Annotated in this window: 15 protein-coding genes; 5 read left to right on the top strand and 10 right to left on the bottom strand. The window is 29.0% G+C overall.

All coding sequences use genetic code 11. The features are described 5' to 3' along the window. Positions 1-77: 77 nt before the first annotated feature. Positions 78-2,669 (bottom strand): ATP-dependent chaperone ClpB, encoded by a 2,592-nt coding sequence (gene clpB, locus R3342_RS00985; RefSeq protein WP_318937752.1) that lies wholly within the window; start codon positions 2,667-2,669, stop codon positions 78-80. A 124-nt stretch (positions 2,670-2,793) separates the two neighbouring features. Here clpB and ytxJ point away from each other — a divergent pair, with 124 nt between their 5' ends. Then, complete coding sequence (gene ytxJ / locus R3342_RS00980; RefSeq protein ID WP_318937750.1) at positions 2,794-3,126, top strand: bacillithiol system redox-active protein YtxJ; 333 nt, start codon at positions 2,794-2,796, stop codon at positions 3,124-3,126. Between the two features lie 10 nt (positions 3,127-3,136). On the opposite strand, the gene R3342_RS00975 is transcribed toward ytxJ, so the two are convergent. After that, positions 3,137-4,324, bottom strand: coding sequence for a hypothetical protein (locus R3342_RS00975; RefSeq protein WP_318937749.1), 1,188 nt, complete (start codon positions 4,322-4,324; stop codon positions 3,137-3,139). A gap of 107 nt (positions 4,325-4,431) precedes the next feature. After that, positions 4,432-5,721, bottom strand: coding sequence for a fumarylacetoacetase (fahA, locus tag R3342_RS00970; RefSeq protein ID WP_318937746.1), 1,290 nt, complete (start codon positions 5,719-5,721; stop codon positions 4,432-4,434). Positions 5,722-5,835: 114 nt separating this feature from the next. On the opposite strand from fahA, the gene glyA reads away from it, so the two are divergent. Both glyA and R3342_RS00960 read left to right on the top strand, forming a co-directional pair. Continuing rightward, positions 5,836-7,110: a serine hydroxymethyltransferase gene (glyA, locus tag R3342_RS00965; RefSeq protein WP_318937744.1), complete on the top strand. Its 1,275-nt coding sequence runs from the start codon at positions 5,836-5,838 to the stop codon at positions 7,108-7,110. A 206-nt stretch (positions 7,111-7,316) separates the two neighbouring features. Then, entirely contained in the window at positions 7,317-8,045 is a 729-nt protein-coding gene (locus R3342_RS00960; protein ID WP_318937743.1) for a peroxiredoxin, read from the top strand. A gap of 34 nt (positions 8,046-8,079) precedes the next feature. Here R3342_RS00960 and R3342_RS00955 read toward each other — a convergent pair whose 3' ends face one another. Next, a complete protein-coding gene (locus R3342_RS00955) occupies positions 8,080-9,399 on the bottom strand; it encodes a DNA recombination protein RmuC (RefSeq protein ID WP_318937742.1) in 1,320 nt (439 codons plus the stop codon). Positions 9,400-9,489: 90 nt separating this feature from the next. On the opposite strand from R3342_RS00955, the gene R3342_RS00950 reads away from it, so the two are divergent. Next, a complete protein-coding gene (locus R3342_RS00950; RefSeq protein ID WP_318937740.1) occupies positions 9,490-10,029 on the top strand; it encodes a 1-acyl-sn-glycerol-3-phosphate acyltransferase in 540 nt (179 codons plus the stop codon). On the opposite strand, the gene gcvT is transcribed toward R3342_RS00950, so the two are convergent. After that, a complete protein-coding gene (gene gcvT / locus R3342_RS00945) occupies positions 10,026-11,108 on the bottom strand; it encodes a glycine cleavage system aminomethyltransferase GcvT (protein ID WP_318937738.1) in 1,083 nt (360 codons plus the stop codon). The genes R3342_RS00950 and gcvT overlap by 4 nt on opposite strands. Before the next feature lie 172 nt (positions 11,109-11,280). Between gcvT and R3342_RS00940 the strand changes: the two genes are divergently transcribed. Beyond that, complete coding sequence (locus R3342_RS00940; RefSeq protein WP_318937736.1) at positions 11,281-12,744, top strand: aminopeptidase P family protein; 1,464 nt, start codon at positions 11,281-11,283, stop codon at positions 12,742-12,744. 14 nt (positions 12,745-12,758) lie between these two features. Here R3342_RS00940 and R3342_RS00935 read toward each other — a convergent pair whose 3' ends face one another. From R3342_RS00935 to thrA, 5 genes are read right to left on the bottom strand one after another with little or no spacing between them, the layout of a single operon-like run. Then, positions 12,759-13,892, bottom strand: coding sequence for a trans-sulfuration enzyme family protein (locus R3342_RS00935; RefSeq protein WP_318937734.1), 1,134 nt, complete (start codon positions 13,890-13,892; stop codon positions 12,759-12,761). A gap of 15 nt (positions 13,893-13,907) precedes the next feature. Continuing rightward, positions 13,908-14,885, bottom strand: a complete 978-nt coding sequence (locus R3342_RS00930) for a D-cysteine desulfhydrase family protein (RefSeq protein WP_318937733.1) — start codon at positions 14,883-14,885, stop codon at positions 13,908-13,910. Positions 14,886-14,931: 46 nt separating this feature from the next. After that, positions 14,932-16,233: a threonine synthase gene (gene thrC / locus R3342_RS00925; protein WP_318937732.1), complete on the bottom strand. Its 1,302-nt coding sequence runs from the start codon at positions 16,231-16,233 to the stop codon at positions 14,932-14,934. Position 16,234: 1 nt separating this feature from the next. Continuing rightward, entirely contained in the window at positions 16,235-17,167 is a 933-nt protein-coding gene (locus R3342_RS00920) for a homoserine kinase (RefSeq protein ID WP_318937730.1), read from the bottom strand. A gap of 5 nt (positions 17,168-17,172) precedes the next feature. Then, positions 17,173-19,617, bottom strand: a complete 2,445-nt coding sequence (gene thrA, locus R3342_RS00915) for a bifunctional aspartate kinase/homoserine dehydrogenase I (protein ID WP_318937729.1) — start codon at positions 19,615-19,617, stop codon at positions 17,173-17,175. Positions 19,618-19,921: the final 304 nt, after the last annotated feature.

The raw sequence follows: 19,921 nt of genomic DNA, 5'->3' as shown, positions 1-19,921 counted from the left end.
AAATATGAAAATTTATAAATAAAAAAGTTCTTTATGTTTTTCATAAAGAACTTTTAATCATTTTTTTATTTTAATTTTTATTTATTTCTGAATACTATTTTACCGTCAAAAGCATCCACTAAAATAGAACTAGTTGCTGTAACTTTTCCTGATAAAATTTCTTTAGAAAGTTCGTTTAATACTTCTTTTTGTATAACTCTTTTTACTGGACGAGCTCCAAATTGAGGATCAAAACCTTTAGTAACAATATCATTTATAGATTCTTCAGTAAAACTTATTTGGATATCTTTAGTTTTTAATAACTTAGAAAGACTATTTAACTGTAATTCAACAATTTGATGAATTTCTTCTTTGTTAAGAGGTGTAAACATAATTATTTCGTCAATTCTGTTTAAAAACTCAGGTCGAATAGTTTTCTTTAATAAATCAATCACCTCATATTTAGCAGTTTGCGTAATAGAATCTCTATTATCCATATCAATATTTTCAAATTTTTCTTGAATAATATGTGCTCCCATATTTGAAGTCATTATGATAATAGTATTTCTAAAATCTGCAACTCTACCTTTATTATCAGTTAACCTTCCTTCATCTAAAACTTGTAACAAAATATTAAACGTATCAGGATGTGCTTTTTCAATTTCATCTAATAGAATTACAGAATATGGTTTTCGTCTAACAGCCTCTGTTAATTGTCCGCCTTCATCGTAACCAACATATCCAGGAGGTGCACCAACTAATCTACTAACTGCATGACGTTCTTGATATTCGCTCATATCAATACGGGTCATCGCATTTTCATCGTCAAACAAATACTCCGCCAAAGCTTTTGCTAATTCAGTTTTACCAACACCAGTTGTTCCTAAAAACATAAAAGTTCCAATAGGTTTTTTTGTATCTTGTAAACCAGCTCTTGAACGTCTAACAGCATCTGAAACAGCTTGTATAGCTTCATTTTGGCCAACAACTCTAAGATGTAACTCATCTTCTAAAAGCAATAATTTTTCGCGTTCGCTTTGTAGCATTTTAGAAACAGGAATTCCAGTCCATTTTGCTACAACTTCAGCAATATCATCACGAGTAACTTCTTCTTTAATTAAAGCATTATCTTGATTTTTAGCTAATTCTTTTTGTAAAGCACTTAATTTACTTTCCTCTTCCTGAATTTTTCCATATCTAATTTCAGCAACTTTACCATAATCGCCATCTCTCTGAGCTTGTTCGGCTTCTACGTTATAATTTTCTATAGCTATTTTGCTTGCTTGAATTTTATCTACTAACTCTTTTTCGCTAGTCCATTTTGCATTTATACTAGAACGATCTTCTTTTAAATTAGCAAGCTCTTTTTTAAGATGACTTAATTTCTTTTCATCTTTTTCTCTTTTAATTGCTTCAATTTCAATTTCTAACTGCATAATTTTTCTATCCAAAACATCTAATTCTTCTGGTTTTGAATTAATTTCCATTCGCAATTTAGCAGCAGCTTCATCCATTAAATCAATAGCTTTATCCGGTAAAAAGCGATTAGTAATATAGCGTTGCGATAATTCTACAGCAGCAATTATTGCATCATCTTTAATTTGAACTTTATGATGATTTTCATATTTATCTTTTATACCTCTTAAAATTGAAATAGCGCTTTCAGTATCTGGTTCATTTACCTGAACTTTTTGAAAACGACGTTCTAACGCTTTGTCTTTTTCAAAATATTTTTGGTATTCATCTAGGGTAGTGGCCCCAATTGCGCGCAATTCGCCTCTAGCTAAAGCAGGCTTTAAAATATTAGCTGCATCCATAGCTCCTTGGCCACCTCCAGCACCAACTAAAGTGTGAATTTCATCAATAAAAAGGACTATTTCTCCGTTAGCTGAAGTAACTTCCTTGATGACAGATTTTAATCGTTCTTCAAATTCTCCCTTGTATTTCGCACCTGCAATTAGAGCTCCCATATCTAAAGAAAAAATTTGTTTATCTTTTAAATTTTCAGGAACATCTCCTTTTACAATTCTATGAGCTAAACCTTCGGCTATTGCGGTTTTACCAGTTCCTGGTTCACCAACTAACATAGGGTTGTTTTTAGTTCTACGAGATAAAATTTGAAGAATTCTTCTAATTTCTTCATCTCTACCAATAACAGGATCTAATTTTCCTTCTTTGGTTAACTGATTTAAATTTCGAGCATATTTATTCAAAGAATTATATGTATCCTCAGCGCTTTGTGAAGTAACTTTACTTCCTTTTCTTAATTCTTCAATTGCACTTTTTAAGTTTTTTTCAGTAACTCCTTGGTCTTTTAAAATTTGTGATGTAGTGTCTTTTGTTTTTAAAATTCCAACAAGTAAATGTTCAATAGAAACGTATTCATCTTTTAAATTTTTAGCTTCAGTTTCTGCATTTGAAAGCATTTTAGATACGTTTCTTGATAAAGTAACATTATCTCCTCCTGAAACTTTAGCATAGCTATCGAGTGTTTTAGTAATTAGTTGTTTAAGTAAATCTATATTTATTCCTAATTTTTTAAGAATAAAAGGAGTTACGTTTTCATCAACTTCAAATATAGCTTGTAAAATATGTGAATTTTCTATTTCTTGATGACCATAACCTTGAGCAATTTTTTGTGCTTCTTGTATGGCTTCTTGTGATTTTATAGTGAATTTATTAAAGTTCATAATCTTTATAGTTTTAGTTTCTATATTTACATTTCAAAATGTATTCCAAGAATAAAAGAAGATAGAAAACGGTCATTTTGTCTTTTTTTAAAAAGGTTTAACGACATTTTGTCTTTTAATGAATATGAATTGGATACAATTTACAAATTTAAACCAGCTAAATGAAATTATAGAGGAATCTAAAATTACACCTGTTTTAATATTTAAACATAGTACACGATGCGGAATAAGTAGATTTGTTCTTAAAAATTTTGAGAGAGAATATGATATTCCTTCAAATAAGTTGCACTTATATTTTTTAGATTTAATTGCTTTTAGAGATATATCTAATGAAGTTGCTAATAAATTTAATGTTCGTCATAAATCTCCACAAATAATAGTTATACAAAATGGAGAAGTGGTTTACGATGAGTCACATAATCAAATAGAAGTATGCGATTTAAAGCAAATTATTTAATTAGGTACATTTATCTAAAATTATAATTAGAAATTATTGCTTTAATTTTCTTTTTTAAGTTTTCACCACTATCATAAATCATTTGTTCATTACTTGGAAAAGGAATTCTATGATAATTTAATAAATCTAAATTATTTTTATTTATTGCTTTTTTGTTACCAGAATAAGTTGCGTAATGATGTTCAAACACAAATTCACTGGTTAAAGGGAAGCTCTTTACTAATTGATTGGTATTTAGGTTATAATAATTAATTTGACCTACTACTTGTACCGACTTAAATTGACTGAATTTATGTACTTTACTTCTAATTGTTTTAAACTTATCTACTTTAATTGTATTTCCTAAACTGTCTTTAACTTCATTACCGTTACTATCTGTTAAATATTTCCAGCCATCTTTAACCTGTTTTTCTTGAATAATAACTTTTTCGTGTAATTCTTCTGGAGAAATATTAATTTCTCTAAAGTTAATATCTAGTTGAAAATCATAAGGTTGATTTGGTAGTTTTGTTGTGTTGTAAACAGTCCAAAGGTTATTTAATTTGTAGGTGTTAAAATTTAACAAGTCCTTTTCTAAACGAATAGGAATAACTTTATTCGTTTTGTTTTTTAAAGTTACATAAACAAAATCGGTTCCTTTATAATGTGCTTCTTCTAATAAAGATATTGTGCTTTTGTAATTTGGATTTATATTATTTAAATATTTTAAATCGTTATAAATATTTCTAAATTCAATTTTAGATTGTGAAGTGTTTAATTTATGTTCAGCTTTATTATATAGATAAAGTGATAGTTTATCTTTATAAGTTAAAATATCCGAAGTATAATCTTCAAAATGAAATTTAGCATTTTTTCCTTTGTTTAAAATAGGTAAAGGAAGTAAAGGTTTTATACTTTCTTGCCTGTTATTTAGCAAAATATATAAATTATAGATACTTTCTAGATTTGCTGGATTTCCATCTGCTTTTAAATATTTAATTTTTTCTTTATCTCGTGTAACTGCTTTTGAAAAAGCCTCTTCCAACATTAAAACATACGATTGATTGCTTTTTTTTGTTTTGTTACTTCTTAAGTTTTTTAACGCAATGTTAATTGCTTCATCATAATTACCAATATTAATTGCTTGCTGTGTTTTTTTTACACTACTACAAGAAATAAGAAGTATTGTAATTGAAAATAATTGAAGTATATTTTTCATTTTGGGGCTATTTAAAATTGGATAGTTGTTATAATTATGTCAAAAATAATCAAAAAACCCTAAAAAAGGCTTTTTAGGGTTTTTAAGATTGTTAAAAGCAGTAAATACTATTTATTTTTCAAATTTACAGGTGGTAATATTTTTCCTGTACATTTACCAAAGCCAATTCTAACTTTATCATTTTCGCAATAACCTCTTAAAATTACATTATCACCATCTTGAAAGAAAGTTCTTGTAGTACCATCTTTTAAAGTAATAGGTTCTTTTCCTCCCCAAGTAATTTCTAACATAGAACCATAACTACCTTTATTTGGGCCTGAAATTGTTCCGCTACCCATCATATCACCTGATCTTACATTACAACCGTTAACGGTGTGATGAGCTAGTTGTTGGGCCATACTCCAATATAAATACTTAAAATTAGATTCACTTAATAGGTTTTTATCCCCATTTTCAGTTTTTAAAATAGCTTTTAATTTTATATCAAAACTAGTGTCTGTCCTTTTTTGTTGTAAATAGGGTAGTACCTTATCTTGTTTAGGTCCTTCACATCTAAAAGGTTCTAAAGCATCCATGGTAACTATCCAAGCGGAAATAGTAGAAGCAAAGTTTTTACCTAAAAATGGTCCTAATGGAACATACTCCCATTTTTGAATATCTCTAGCGCTCCAATCGTTTAGTAAAACCATTCCAAATATATTCTCAAATGTGTCGTCGATATGTATTGGTTCACCTAAATTATTAGCAGCTGTTGTAATAAAAGCAGTTTCTAACTCCATATCTAATAATTTTGAAGGACCAAATACAGGCTCGGATGCTCCATTTGGGAGTGTCTGTCCGTAAGGTCTATGAATTGAAGTACCTGAAACTACCACAGAAGATGAACGACCATGATAACCAACAGGTATATGCAACCAATTAGGCATTAATGCGTTATCTTCTCCTCTAAACATTTTACCAACATTAGTTGCGTGTTCTTTACTTGAGTAAAAATCAGTATAATCTCCAACATCAATAGGCATAAGCATTTCTACTTCATTAACATCAAAAATTATAACTTCTTTGTGCTTTTCGTTATTTTGTAAAGCTGGATTATTAACATCAAATACATCTGCAATTCTATTTCTTACAAGTCTCCAAGTTTTTCTACCATCTGCAATAAAATCATTTAATGAATCTTGCATAAACATATCATCTGTTAAAGGAATTCCATCAAAATAACCTAATTGATGAAAAGCTCCTAAATCAATGGCAAACTCTCCAATTCTAGTACCAATTGTAATAATATCATCTTTAGTAATAAACACTCCAAAAGGAATGTTTTGTATAGGAAAATCACTTTTTTTATCAACTTGTAACCATGATTTTCTATCCGGATTGTTAGCAGTTATTTGCATCTATATAAATTCTAAATTTTTATTTAATTTTTCTAATCAAATATAGATGTTTCTTATTAAATGCAAAATGAAATTAGTAAATTTGCTTGAATTTTAACTAATATATAACAAGTAATGCAACACGACACTATTATTTTCGATCTTATTGAAGAAGAAAAAGAAAGACAAACCAGTGGTTTAGAATTAATTGCCTCTGAAAATTTTGTTAGTAATCAGGTTATGGAAGCTATGGGTTCCGTTTTAACAAATAAATATGCAGAAGGTTATCCTAATAAAAGATATTATGGAGGCTGTGAAGTAGTAGATGTTGTTGAGCAAATAGCTATAGATAGAGCTAAACAATTATATGGTGCTGAATATGTAAATGTTCAGCCACATTCAGGTTCTCAGGCTAATGCAGCTGTTTATCAGGCAGTATTAAAACCTGGAGATAAAATTTTAGGATTTGATTTATCTCATGGAGGTCATTTAACTCACGGTTCTCCAGTAAATTTCTCTGGAAAATTATATAAAACATCATTTTATGGTGTAGATAAAGAAACTGGAGTTTTAAATTATGATAAAATTCAAGAAATTGCCACTGAAGAACAACCTAAACTAATAATAGCTGGAGCATCGGCTTATTCTAGAGATATAGATTTTAAAAGGTTTAGAGAAATTGCAGACAGTGTAGGAGCTATTTTATTGGCAGATATCTCTCATCCTTCAGGATTAATTGCAAAAGGCATATTAAATGATCCACTACCTCATTGTCACATAGTTACTACTACAACGCACAAAACTTTACGTGGACCAAGAGGAGGAATGATTATGATTGGTAAAGATTTTGAAAATCCTTTTGGATTAACTCTAAAAAGTGGAAAACTTAAAAAAATGTCTACTTTAATAAATGCAGCTGTTTTTCCTGGAACACAAGGAGGACCATTAGAAAATGTTATAGCTGCTAAAGCCGTAGCTTTTGGTGAAGCATTAACGGATGAGTTTTTACAATATCAAGTACAAGTGAAAAAAAATGCGGCTGCAATGGCTAAAGCATTTATGGATAAAGATTATCATATTGTTTCTGGAGGAACAGATAACCATATGATGCTTATTGATTTACGTAATAAAAATATTACTGGTAAAGAAGCAGAAAATGCTTTGGTGAAAGCGGATATTACCGTAAATAAAAATATGGTACCTTTTGATGATAAATCTCCATTTATTACTTCAGGAATAAGAGTAGGAACTGCTGCAGTTACTACAAGAGGATTGAAAGAAGAAGATATGAAAACTATTGTTGATTTAATAGATGAAGTTATACAAAACTTTGAAAATAAATCTATTATTGAAAATGTAGCGGTAAAGGTAAATGATATGATGGAAAATAGACCTTTGTTTAAATGGTAATATTTTTAGGTAGAAACAACATATTAAATCCCGCTAATTGCGGGATTTTTTTTTGGCTTTGATTAGCTAATTAATTTTAAAATTTGTAAATTTAATATTTAACTATAATATGTATTTATACTTAAATTATTTATATCAATTATAATTATAGTGTAACGCATTTAATTGGTTTTACTTTTGGAATATAAAATTTAAAAACAGATAAAATGGAAACACAACAAGCACAACCAGAATTTACATCTATGCCAAGAATAGGGGATAAGGCTCCAGAATTTAAAGCAGTAACTACACAAGGGGAAATTAATTTTCCGGGAGATTATAAAGGTAAATGGGCTATTTTATTTAGTCATCCAGCTGACTTTACACCTGTTTGTACTTCTGAATTTATAACATTTGCATCGTTAGAAGATAAATTTAAAAATGCAAATTGTGATTTAGTAGGTTTATCTATTGACGGATTATATAGCCACATAGCTTGGTTACGCTCTATTAAAGAGAAAATTGAGTATAATGGTATGAAAGATGTGGATGTTAAGTTCCCGCTTATTGAAGATATTACCATGGAAATTGCAAAAAAATATGGTATGATTCAACCAAACGAAGATACTACAAAAGCTGTAAGAGCTGTATTTTTTGTTGATCCAAAAGGAATTATTAGAGCGATAATCTATTATCCTTTAAGTTTAGGAAGAAATTTTGATGAATTATATAGAGTGTTAATTGCATTACAAACTGCAGATGCTTTTGAAGTTGCTACACCAGCGGATTGGAGACCTGGGGATGATGTTATTATTGGTCCAGCAGGATCTTGTGGAACTGCAAAAGATAGAATGGATGGTAAAGAAGATATGAATTGTAAAGATTGGTATTTCTGTTCAAGACCATTAGCTAAAGATGTAGTTTTAGACAAGGTATTAAAAGATAAAAATTTCTAAACCAACAAAAAATCCCGCATTTTGCGGGATTTTTTTATTGCTCTTCCGAAGCTCGTTCTAAAAGTTTATCATTTATTATTTTACTAGTTTTAACTCCTAGTTTTTTAATGTTTTCTACTTTTTTAATTAAATTTCCTTTTCCAGTAAGTTTTTTCATAGAAGAATCATAAGTGCCTTGTACGGTTTTTAATTGATTTCCTACTTTTATCAAATCGTCAGTAAGATTAACAAACTGATCGTATAATCTACCAGCTTGTGTAGCAATTTCTATAGCGTTTTGTTGTTGTTTTTCATTATTCCACATACTATCAATAGTTCTAAGTGTTGCTAAAAGAGTAGTAGGAGTAACTATTACAATGTTTTTTTCAAAGGCTTTATTATATAGTTGATTATCCGCGTTTAATGCAATAGCAAAAGCAGGTTCAATAGGAACAAATAATAAAACGAAATCAGGCGATTCCATAGCGTAAAGGTCTTCATATTTTTTAGCACTTAATTGTTCAATATGCCTTTTAAGTGAATTTACATGTTCTTTTAGAAAACTTTGTTTTTCAGCTTCATCTTCTGTGCTTATATATTGTTCATAAGAAGTTAAAGATACTTTGGAATCAATTACCATTTTTTTATTGTCAGGTAAGTGAATAACTACATCGGGTAATACACGTTTTCCATCTTCATTTGTAAAACTTTGTTGCACAAAATATTCTCTTTCTTTTTCTAAACCAGATTTTTCTAAAACGCGTTCTAAAACTAATTCACCCCAATTTCCTTGCGTTTTACTGTCACCTTTTAATGCTTTAGTTAAATTAATTGCTTCTTTACTCATTTGTAAATTCAAATCTTTTAGATTGCTTAATTGCGCCTTAAGTGAGGCATGCATACCAATACTTTCTTTTTGAGTATCTTCAATCTTTTTTTCAAAATTTTGAATTTTTTCTTGAAGGGGATTTAAAATGGTTTGTAAGTTTTCTTTATTCTGTAGCGTAAACTTAGACGATTTATCTTCTAGTATTTTAGATGCTAAAATTTCAAAATCTTTGGCGAATTTATCTTGTAGTTTTTCAACATCTTCTTTGTAGGTACTAAGCTTTTCATTTAAATTTTTTATTTCAGAAACTTGCTGACTAATTTGTATATCTAACTGATGCTTTTCTTCATTTGCTTCTTTAATACTGTCATTTAAATTATTGATAATATTACTGTTAGATTCTTTTTCTTCAAGTAAAAGTTTATTTCTTAAGTTTAATTCAGTTGTTATTTTTTCTAAATTATTTTTGGTTAAAAGTTTTCCAATTAAATAACCTATTACAACAAAAACAATTGCAATGATTACATCATAAATTATAGCATTCATTTCTTTTATTTTAGTATATAAAAGTAAGATTTTTATCTTTGTTGCATAAACTTCTACTTTAAAATTAAAAAAGGAGTTATTAACAACCTTATGAAAATATTTTCTAGATTTATTTTGTTCACCATTTTTAGATGGAAAATTGTTGGTGAGTTTCCCAAAAACTTAAAAAAATATGTAATTATTGCTGCGCCGCATACACATTGGCTTGATTTTCCTTTGGGTATTCTAGTGAAATGGGCAAAAGGAGCTCCCATTAATTATATAGGAAAAGCTTCGCTATTTAAACCTCCGTTTGGGTTTATTTTTAGATGGCTTGGTGGTGCTCCTGTAAATAGAAGCGAGAGTACTAATAAAGTGCAGGCTATTGTAAATATTTTTAATACTAAAGAAAAATTTATTTTAGCCTTATCACCAGAAGGAACTAGAAAGAAAGTAGATAAATGGAAAACCGGTTTTTATTACATTGCAAAAGGAGCTAACGTTCCAATTGTTATGGCTACTTTAAATTTTAAAGACAAAGAAGTTAAAATTTCAGAGCCATATTACATTACAGAGAACATGGATAAAGATTTTAACTTCTTTTATGATTTTTATAAGGATTCTGTAGGAAAAATTCCTGAAAACACTTAACCTTTATAAAATGGCAATTTAACTACAGTTGCAGCAATAGCTTTATTACGAACTTGAATATTAATTTCAGAGCCTAATTTTGCATATTCTTTTGGAACATAACCCATTCCTATTCCTTTTTTTAAAGAAGGGCTCATTGTTCCTGAAGTAACTTCACCAATAGTATTTCCTTCATTATCCACAATAGCGTATTCATGACGAGGAATACCTTTACCTGTCATTTCAAATGCTACTAGTTTTTTTGTTACACCTTCTTCTTTTTGTTTTTTAAGCGCTTCTACATTTACAAAATCTTTAGTGAATTTGGTTATCCATCCTAAACCTGCTTCAATTGGTGAGGTGGTGTCATTTATATCATTTCCATATAAACAAAAGCCCATTTCTAAACGCAATGTATCACGAGCAGCTAACCCAATTGGTTTTATACCAAATTTTTCACCTGCTTTAAAAACTGCTGTCCATATATTAACTGCATCTTCATTTTTAAAATAGATTTCAAATCCTCCAGATCCTGTATAACCTGTAGCAGAAATTGTTACATTTTCAATACCAGCAAATGTTCCAATTTTAAAAGTGTAATACCCCATAGATTTTAAATCTACATCTGTAAGGCTTTGTAATGCTTCTGTAGCTTTAGGGCCTTGAACAGCTAATAAAGATATTTCATCAGATTGGTTAGTCATTTTAACTCCTAAATCGTTATGACTAGAAATCCAGTTCCAATCTTTTTCAATATTAGAAGCATTTACCACTAACATATATTTTTCTTCATTTATTCGATATACTAATAAATCATCTACAATTCCACCATCATTATTAGGCAAACAACTATATTGAACTTTGCCATCGAATAATTTTGAAGCATCATTAGAAGTTACTTTTTGTATAAGTGATAAAGCATTTTTTCCTTCTAAAAAAAATTCTCCCATATGAGAAACGTCAAAAACACCTACACCGTTTCTAACGGTTAAATGTTCTGCGTTAACCCCTTCGTATTGCACAGGCATATTATAACCTGCAAATGGCACCATTTTAGCACCCAATGATTCATGAATATGTGTTAAAGCTGTATTTTTCATTTATTTTAAGTTTTGTAGTGCAAATTTACTAAATATTAAAAGAAATGAATTTGATTTAAATCATTTTTTAAAGCGTACCATATTTAGTTTAAAATAAATTTAATTTTTATATTAAGCTTCTAATTTATTCTTTTGTTTATATTTGATTCTGCAATATTTTACAGCCTTTATTATGAAATTAAATCGTTTATTTACTCTAATTCTATTTATTATTTCTTTCAGTTTATTTTCTCAAAACAATAATCTTCCACAAGATTATTTAAGTAAAGAATTTCATCAAAACAGACGAGAAAGCCTTAGAAAATTATTACCTCCAAATAGCGTTGCTGTATTTTTTACAAATGCAGTAAGAAACAGAGCAAATGATGTTAATTATGTGTATCATCAAGATCCAAATTTTTATTATTTAGCCGGATATAATGAACCAAATGGAATTTTGTTGATTTTTAAAGACAATCAAACTATAAACGGAAAAACGTTTAATGAACTGCTTTTTGTTCAAAAAAGAGATGAATTTGCAGAAATGTGGACAGGTAGAAGGCTAGGAGTTGAAGGTGTTAAAGATAATTTAGGTTTTACAGTAGTTTATAATGGTGATGATTTTAAAAAATATCCTATTGATTTTTCAAAATTTGATAAAGTTTTATTTAATCCGTTTAAAAATGATGTAAGAGATACTAAAAACTCTGCGGATTTATTTGATTTAATTAAAGACTTTAAAACCAAAGTTTCTTTTGATCTGGTTAATTTAAAAACACTTCAAAATGATAAAATTTTGGAGCAAACTAAAAAACGAATAGATACTAAAACTTTAACTGTTCTATTAGCAGATTTAAGAGAGATTAAAAAGCCAGAAGAATTAAAACTGCTAAAAAAAGCTATTAATATCTCAGCAATTGGTCAAAATGAAATGATGAAAGCTATGAAGCCAAATATGTCAGAAACTGAGGCACAAGGAGTACATGAATTTGTGTATAAAAAATACGGAGCGGAATACGAAGGATATCCTTCTATTGTTGGTGCAGGAAATAACGGTTGTATTTTACATTATGTTGAAAATAACAAACCAAAAGTAGGAGATGGAAATTTAATTTTAATGGACTTAGGTGCTGAATATCATGGTTACACAGCCGATGTTACCCGAACAATACCAACTAATGGAAAGTTTACAAAAGAACAAAAACTGATTTATGATTTAGTTTATAAAGCTCAAGAAGCAGGTATTGCACAAGCTAAAATTGGCAATAAATTCAGTTCAACTACAAATGCGGCACGAAAAGTTATTAATAAAGGATTAGCTGAATTAGGAATAATTGACTCTGAAGATACTTATCATAACTATTTTCCTCATGGAGCAACACATCACATTGGTTTAGATGTTCATGATTTAACTAATTATGGCAACTTTAAAAAGAATATGGTAATAACGGTAGAACCAGGTATTTATATTCCAGAAGGAAGCAATTGTGATAAAAAATGGTGGGGAATTGCCGTAAGAATTGAAGATGACATTTTAATAACCAAAAATGGTCCCGTTATTTTATCTGCTCTTGCGCCAAGGAAATCTGACAAAATTGAAAAAATGATGAAATTACCTAGTGTATTAAACGATTTTAATTTACCAAAATTAGATTAATTTAAGCAAATGGTTTAATCAGATAAAGCCTGTTGCCAATCTGCAATTAAATCATCTATATGCTCAATTCCAACAGATATTCTTAACAAATTAATTGGAGTAGTACTATTTTCACCTTCAACAGATTTTCTATGTTCTATCAAACTTTCTACACCTCCCAAACTTGTTGCCGTTGTAAAATACTTTAATTTAGTGGAGATAGTAAAAGTTTCTTTTTCATCACCTTTAATCAAAATGGAAATCATAGCTCCAAAACCATTACGTTGTTGCTTTTTTGCAATAGTATGTTGAGGATGACTTTTTAATCCAGGATAAAGTACTTTTTCAATTTTAGGATGACTTTCTAAATATTTAGCCAATTTAGATGCATTTTTAGCCTGTTTGGTAATTCGCAAATGTAAAGTTTGTATTCCTCTACCAATTAGCCAACAATCAAAAGGTGCAGGAACTGCTCCGGATAATACTTGAATATCTTTTATTTTCTCAGCTAATATTTTATCATTAACCACTACACAACCTCCTAAAACATCGCTATGTCCACCAAAATATTTAGTTGTAGAATGCATAACAAAATCTGCTCCTAATTGTAAAGGATTTTGAAAAACTGGAGTAAGCCAAGTATTGTCTACAGCACAAAGTATATTTTTAGTTTTTGCGATCTTAGTAATTTCTTGAATATCGCTAATTTTTAAAAGTGGGTTAGAAGGTGTTTCTATCCAAATTAATGCTGTGTTAGACTTAATAGCTTTTTTTACGGATTCTAAATTAGACATGTCAACTAAATCGAAACTCAAGTTCCACCTATTTAAAATATTTTCCATTAATTTTTTAACGGCATAATAGCAATCATCTGGTAAAATAATATGATCTCCGCTTTTTAAAGTTTGAAATACAGCACTAATTGCTGCCATACCTGATGAAAAAGTAAACGCATAGTTGCCATTTTCAAGTTTTGCAATGGCAGTTTCAATAATGTTTCTGTTAGGATTGTCACTTCTTGAATATATTAAATCATTATTATACGAAGCATCATTATTACGTTTGTAAGTGCTAGACAAATAAATAGGAGTACTAACAGGTCTTGAATTCTCAAAAGAATTTTCAGTGCTTTTTATAGCAATAGTTTCAAATTTTGGATTTTTTTTCATGCTATATTTTAAAAATTATGAAAGTTTATCTGCATAATAGAAATTTGCTGGAATACCTCCAGTATGCCAGAATAATATTGTTGAATTTTCAGGGAGTTTTTTATTTTTTAACATATCTAGCATTCCGTAAAAAGCACGACCAGTATAAACAGGGTCTAGTAAAATTCCTTCAGATTTAGCAAGTAAATCGATTGCATTTACTTCATTTTCAGTTATTTCACCATAAGAAGCATCGTTATAGTTTTCAATAAGACTACATTCTTTTAGCGAAATTTCCTTATTTAAATTCAATTTATCAATCCCTTCGTTTATAATAGAAAAGACTACTTTATCTAAAGAAACACCAGCTAACTTACTTTTATCAATAGAAATAGGGTATAATTTAGTTTTTAAATTATAAAGCATTTTCCCTAATTGCATTCCAGCTTGTGTACCACCTGAACTTGAGGCAAAAAAAATTGCATCAATTTGAAGTTTTTGCTCTTCTATCTGTGCTGTTAATTCTTTTATAGCATCTACAAATCCCATAGCTCCTAATAAATTAGAACCTCCATATGGAATTATATAAGGTGTTACCCCATTTTTCTTTAATTTACGGTGTAATTTATCAATATCTTCACCTTTTCTATTATTACCTGCAAAATGAATAGTTGCGCCTAACTGTTTTGAAAGCAATAAATTACCTGTAAAGACTGAAGGTTTATCGCCTCCTAATAGCAAATGACAATTTAAATTAGTTTTTGCACAAGCTGCTGCAGTTTGCCTGCAATGATTGGATTGCTGAGCTCCTGCAGTAATAACCGTGTCGCATTTTTTATTTAAAGCATCTTGAATTAAATATTCAAGTTTACGAGTTTTATTACCTCCTGTAGCCAATCCTGTTTGATCATCACGTTTTATATAAATTGTATACTTTGATAATATTTTCGAAAGATTTTTTAATTCCTCAATTGGAGTTGGAAAGAAACCTAATGAAAATTTTGAATCCATCATTTTATTTGTTTAAAGCTAAACTACTATATTTATTTTTAAATAAATACTACATATTTAATAAAAACTTTTTTAAAACTTTATATGTAGAAATTAGTATTGAAACTTTCTTTTTATCAATCACTGCTTTAATTTGTGTAGGAAATTCAATAGTTTCATTTATTACCGGCTCAACTACATCTAAAAATTTTACTGGATGAGCTGTTTCTAAGAATATTCCTTGAATATTATTTGTGTTTTCGTCTATGAATTTCTTTAAGCCCAAATAACCAACAGCACCATGTGGATCCGCAATATAATTACTGTTTTGTTTAATTAGTAACATTGCGTTTTTAGTTTCATCATCCGTAAAAGAGTAGGAGCTAAATTCTTCTTTTAATTTAGAAAAATCATTTTTGTAAATTTCCAAAATACGTACAAAATTACTTGGATCACCAACATCCATTGCATTTGAAATAGTTTGTTTTGATGGTTTTGGATTGTATTCTCCTGTTTTTAAATAATTTGGAACTACATCATTTATATTTGTTGAAGCAATAAAATGTTTAATAGGTAATCCTAACTGCTTAGCCATCATTCCCGCACAAATATTTCCAAAATTCCCACTAGGAATAGAAAAAACTAAATCTTTATGCTTGTTTTTTAATTGTTTATAAGCAAAAAAGAAATAAAACATTTGTGGCAACCATCGTGCTACATTTATTGAATTTGCAGAAGTCAAGTTTTTAAAAACCGTTATATCACAATCTAAAAAAGCTTTTTTAACCATTGCCTGACAATCATCAAAAGTACCATCAACTTCTAAAGCTGTAATATTTTTACCTAAAGTTGTCAATTGTTTTTCTTGAACTTCACTAACTTTTCCGCTTGGATATAAAATAACCACGTCAACACCTTCAACACCTAAAAAACCACTTGCTACTGCACCTCCTGTATCTCCTGAAGTTGCAACTAAAACTGTTACTTTTGCTGTGTTATCTTTTTTGTTGAAGTAGCTTAAACAACGAGCCATAAAACGAGCTCCAACATCTTTAAAAGCCATAGTTGGTCCGTGAAAGAGTTCAAGTGTAGCGATATTCTTATCTACAGTAACAACAGGAAAATTAAAGCATAAAGTTTCTTTAATAATTTTCTTCAATTCTTTTTCAGGTATTTCTTCAGAAACAAATTGTCGTATTACTTCAAAAGCAATTTCTTCTTCAGAAAAATATTCAATATGATTAAAAAAGTATTTGGTAAGAGGTGTTATTTTTTCAGGAAAATATAATCCTTTATCTGGGGCTAAACCTTTTATAACTGCTTCTTTAAAAGAAACTTTTGGCGCTTTTTTATTTAAACTATAAAAGTTCATATTATTTAGTATCTAAAATTTTAATTCCTTTATTATTTACTTTTGAAACATGTAAATCGTATGCTATTCCAACTTTATTATAAACCGTTTTCATAGCCTCTGAAACTTCTAAAGCTTTTTTTTCTCCTTTACTTAATACAAATATAGATGGTCCTGAACCTGAAATTCCACAACCTAATGCTCCAGTTTCTAAACAAGTTTGTTTTAGTTTATTAAATCCTGGAATTAATTTTGATCTAACAGGTTCAGCTACAAAATCTTGTAATGATCTACCAATTAAATCATAATCATTAGTGTGCAAACCACTTATTAATCCGCCTACATTGGCCCATTGTTTAGTAGCATTTTTTAAACTTACCGTTTGACTTAATAATTTTCTAGCTTCAGAAGTTTTAATTTCAATTTGAGGATGAATTATGGTTACTATTAAATCTTTGGGTGTTGGAATTTTAATAATATCTAATGGATTATAACTTCTAATTAGTGTAAAACCACCAAAAATAGCAGGAGCTACATTATCGGCATGTGCTTCACCAGATGCTAATTTTTCACCTTCCATAGCGAATCGAACTAAATCTGTAGTATTAAACGGGCTACCTAATAATTCATTAATTGCCCAAACAGCACCCGCAGAACTTGCTGCGCTACTGCCAATTCCACTACCTGGTTTAATTTTTTTATTGATCTCAATTTCAAATCCAAATTCAATATTAGTTTCCGCTAATAAAGCCAAAGCAGCTACTCCTGCAACATTTTTATTTGTTTCTAAAGGCAAGTTTTGATCATTAATTTTAGTAATTTGAATACCTTTTTGAGGAACTTTACGAATAATCATTTCATCTCCAACGGTATCTAATGCAAATCCTAAAACATCAAATCCGCATGAAACATTTGCAACAGTGGCAGGCGAAAATATTTTGATTTCATTTTTCATAAGGCTTAATTATTTCCAATTCTTATAATGTCAGCAAATAACCCAGAAGCTGTAACATCTGCGCCTGCACCGGCTCCCTTGATAATTAAAGGTTGTTCCTTATAACGCTCGGTATAAAATAGTACAATATTATCTTTGCCATCTAAATTATAAAAAGGATGGTTAAAATCTACTTCTTTTAAGCCAACATTAGCTTGACCCTTATCAAACTCAGCTACATATTTTAATCTACAATTATTTTTTGAAGCATTTTTTTGTAGTTTATTAAAATGTTCTGATTCCTTTTTTAAAGTTTCCATAAAATCAGAAACAGAAACTGCTTTTAAGCTAGATTCAGGTAAAAAAGATTGATTTTTAATATCCTCTAATTCTAATATTGTTCCACTTTCTCGGGCTAGAATTAAAATTTTTCGCATTACATCAACACCACTTAAATCAATACGCGGATCAGGTTCTGTGTAACCTTCAACACCAGCTTGTTTTACTACTTCATAAAAAGAATTTTCTTCATTAAAATTATTAAATATAAAGTTTAAGCTACCTGAAAGAACTGCCTGTATTTTAGTTACTTTATCTCCTGAAGCAATTAAATTTTTTAAAGTGTCAATAATTGGCAAACCGGCTCCAACATTTGTTTCAAATAAAAATGGAGCATTGTATTCTCTAGATAATTTTTTTAAGGTACTATAATTAGAATAACTTGAAGAACAAGCTATTTTATTACAAGTAACTACTGCGATATTTTCCTTCAAATAACCTGCATATAAGTTAGCAATAGTTTCATTTGCTGTATTATCTACAAAAATGCTGTTTCTATAATTAAGCTGCTTTACTTTTAAATAAAATTTTTCTAAATCAAGAGGTTGTTCAGCTTCATCCAAATTTTCTTTCCAATTGTTTAAATCAACTCCATCTTCAGTAAAAAGCATTTTTTTAGAATTTGTTAGCGCAATTACTCGTACTTGCATTTTAAGATTATCTAATAAATACTGCTGTTGATTTTTAATTTGTTGCAATAATTTTCCTCCAACATTACCAACTCCTACAATAAATAAATTTAACTGTTGAATTTGATCTTCAAAAAAGGTTGAATGAACAGTATTCAAAGCTTTTTTAATATCTTTATGTGTAATTACAGCAGATATATTTTTTTCAGAAGCACCTTGAGCTATAGCTTTGATGTTCACATTATTATTACCCAAAGTGCTAAATAATTTTCCACTTATACCTTGATGGTTTTTCATGTTTGCTCCAACTAAAGCTATAATAGCATTATTTTCATCTACTAAAACTTCTTGAATAGAATGTTGGCTAATTTCTAATTGAAATTCATTATGAATTGCATTAACGGCTGCTTTTACATCCGCGGAATTAATTGCAATACAAATAGAATGTTCGGATGAGGCCTGTGTGATTAATGAAATATTAATATTTTTATTTGCAAGTGCACCAAAAAAGCGTTGTGCAATTCCGGGAATTCCTATTAATCCTCCTCCTTCAAGTGTTAGTAAGCTAATATTTTCAATGTGACTAATTCCTTTAATGGAGTTATTTGTAGTAGATTCTGAAGAAATTAAAGTACCTTTTGCTTTAGGCTTAAAAGTATTTTTAATTAAAATTGGTATTTCTTTTCTAAGTACTGGCTGTATTGAAGGTGGATATAAAACTTTTGCTCCAAAATGAGACATTTCCATGGCTTCTTGGTAAGTCATTTTTTTAATAGAAAATGCTTGTTTTACAATTTTCGGATTAGCAGTAAACATTCCGTTTACATCCGTCCAAATTTCTAATTCATCTACGTTTAATGCAGCTGCAAAAATAGCTGCAGTATAATCAGAACCGCCACGACCTAAAGTAGTTGTTTCATTACTTTTATTAGAGGCTACAAACCCAGGTAATACAGTAATTTTACTTTTTGAATGTGCAAAGAAATTATGAATATTTTCATTAGATAAATTAAAATCTACTTTAGCATTTCCAAAAGCTGAATTTGTTTTTATCAATTCCTTAGAATTTTTCCAAGATGCTTGTAATTTATTTTCATTTAAAATCGCAGTCAAAAGTAGGGAAGAAGCTAATTCTCCATTACTTACAATTTTATCCGATGTTTTTGAAGTTAATTCATTTACTTTAAATACTCCTTCTAAAACATCTGTTAAGTTTGAAAATAACTTTTCGAGTTTTGAAAAAATTTCCTTTTGATTTTCAGGTTTAATTAATGTATCTATAATTTCAGAGTGCTTATTCTTTATTTCTTCTATTAAAACTAAATATTTTTTATCTTTTTGTCTTGCTAATTGTGCAACTTTTAGAAGTAAATCAGTAACCCCTCCTAAAGCAGAAACAACCACTATTTGATTCTCAATATTATTTGCTTCTATAATATTGATAACTTGTTTAATTGCTGCTGGATTAGCTACTGAAGATCCTCCAAATTTTAAAACTTTCATTATATGTTATGTTTGATGGGTATTTACTTAAAAATTTAATTGAATATTCCTTGTTTCAATTTCTTTGAAAACGAATATATAAACGGATGATATGAATAGAATAATAACCCTAAAGGGTAATAATGGTAGTAGTGATAGCCATAACAAATACACGCATAATAGATGCGGTTTCTAATAAAGAATATGTTTTTGTTATTTGCATAGGTCAAAAGTAATGGTTTTTTTAAATAATCAAAACTTTAGCCAAAAAAATATTAAATATTTGAGTTTAGCTATAGTTAAAAGGTATTATGATATAAATTTA

This window comes from Lutibacter sp. (assembly GCF_033723435.1).
Taxonomy (GTDB): domain Bacteria; phylum Bacteroidota; class Bacteroidia; order Flavobacteriales; family Flavobacteriaceae; genus Lutibacter.
This window is presented reverse-complemented; position numbering and strand designations above follow the sequence as displayed.

What these genes read in the sequence shown, in the direction of transcription:
- clpB (WP_318937752.1), bottom strand. Translation starts at nt 2,669, where the DNA reads ATGAACTTTAATAAATTCACTATAAAATCACAAGAAGCCATACAAGAA.
- ytxJ (WP_318937750.1), top strand. Translation starts at nt 2,794, where the DNA reads ATGAATTGGATACAATTTACAAATTTAAACCAGCTAAATGAAATTATA.
- R3342_RS00975 (WP_318937749.1), bottom strand. Translation starts at nt 4,324, where the DNA reads ATGAAAAATATACTTCAATTATTTTCAATTACAATACTTCTTATTTCT.
- fahA (WP_318937746.1), bottom strand. Translation starts at nt 5,721, where the DNA reads ATGCAAATAACTGCTAACAATCCGGATAGAAAATCATGGTTACAAGTT.
- glyA (WP_318937744.1), top strand. Translation starts at nt 5,836, where the DNA reads ATGCAACACGACACTATTATTTTCGATCTTATTGAAGAAGAAAAAGAA.
- R3342_RS00960 (WP_318937743.1), top strand. Translation starts at nt 7,317, where the DNA reads ATGGAAACACAACAAGCACAACCAGAATTTACATCTATGCCAAGAATA.
- R3342_RS00955 (WP_318937742.1), bottom strand. Translation starts at nt 9,399, where the DNA reads ATGAATGCTATAATTTATGATGTAATCATTGCAATTGTTTTTGTTGTA.
- R3342_RS00950 (WP_318937740.1), top strand. Translation starts at nt 9,490, where the DNA reads ATGAAAATATTTTCTAGATTTATTTTGTTCACCATTTTTAGATGGAAA.
- gcvT (WP_318937738.1), bottom strand. Translation starts at nt 11,108, where the DNA reads ATGAAAAATACAGCTTTAACACATATTCATGAATCATTGGGTGCTAAA.
- R3342_RS00940 (WP_318937736.1), top strand. Translation starts at nt 11,281, where the DNA reads ATGAAATTAAATCGTTTATTTACTCTAATTCTATTTATTATTTCTTTC.
- R3342_RS00935 (WP_318937734.1), bottom strand. Translation starts at nt 13,892, where the DNA reads ATGAAAAAAAATCCAAAATTTGAAACTATTGCTATAAAAAGCACTGAA.
- R3342_RS00930 (WP_318937733.1), bottom strand. Translation starts at nt 14,885, where the DNA reads ATGATGGATTCAAAATTTTCATTAGGTTTCTTTCCAACTCCAATTGAG.
- thrC (WP_318937732.1), bottom strand. Translation starts at nt 16,233, where the DNA reads ATGAACTTTTATAGTTTAAATAAAAAAGCGCCAAAAGTTTCTTTTAAA.
- R3342_RS00920 (WP_318937730.1), bottom strand. Translation starts at nt 17,167, where the DNA reads ATGAAAAATGAAATCAAAATATTTTCGCCTGCCACTGTTGCAAATGTT.
- thrA (WP_318937729.1), bottom strand. Translation starts at nt 19,617, where the DNA reads ATGAAAGTTTTAAAATTTGGAGGATCTTCAGTAGCTAATCCAGCAGCA.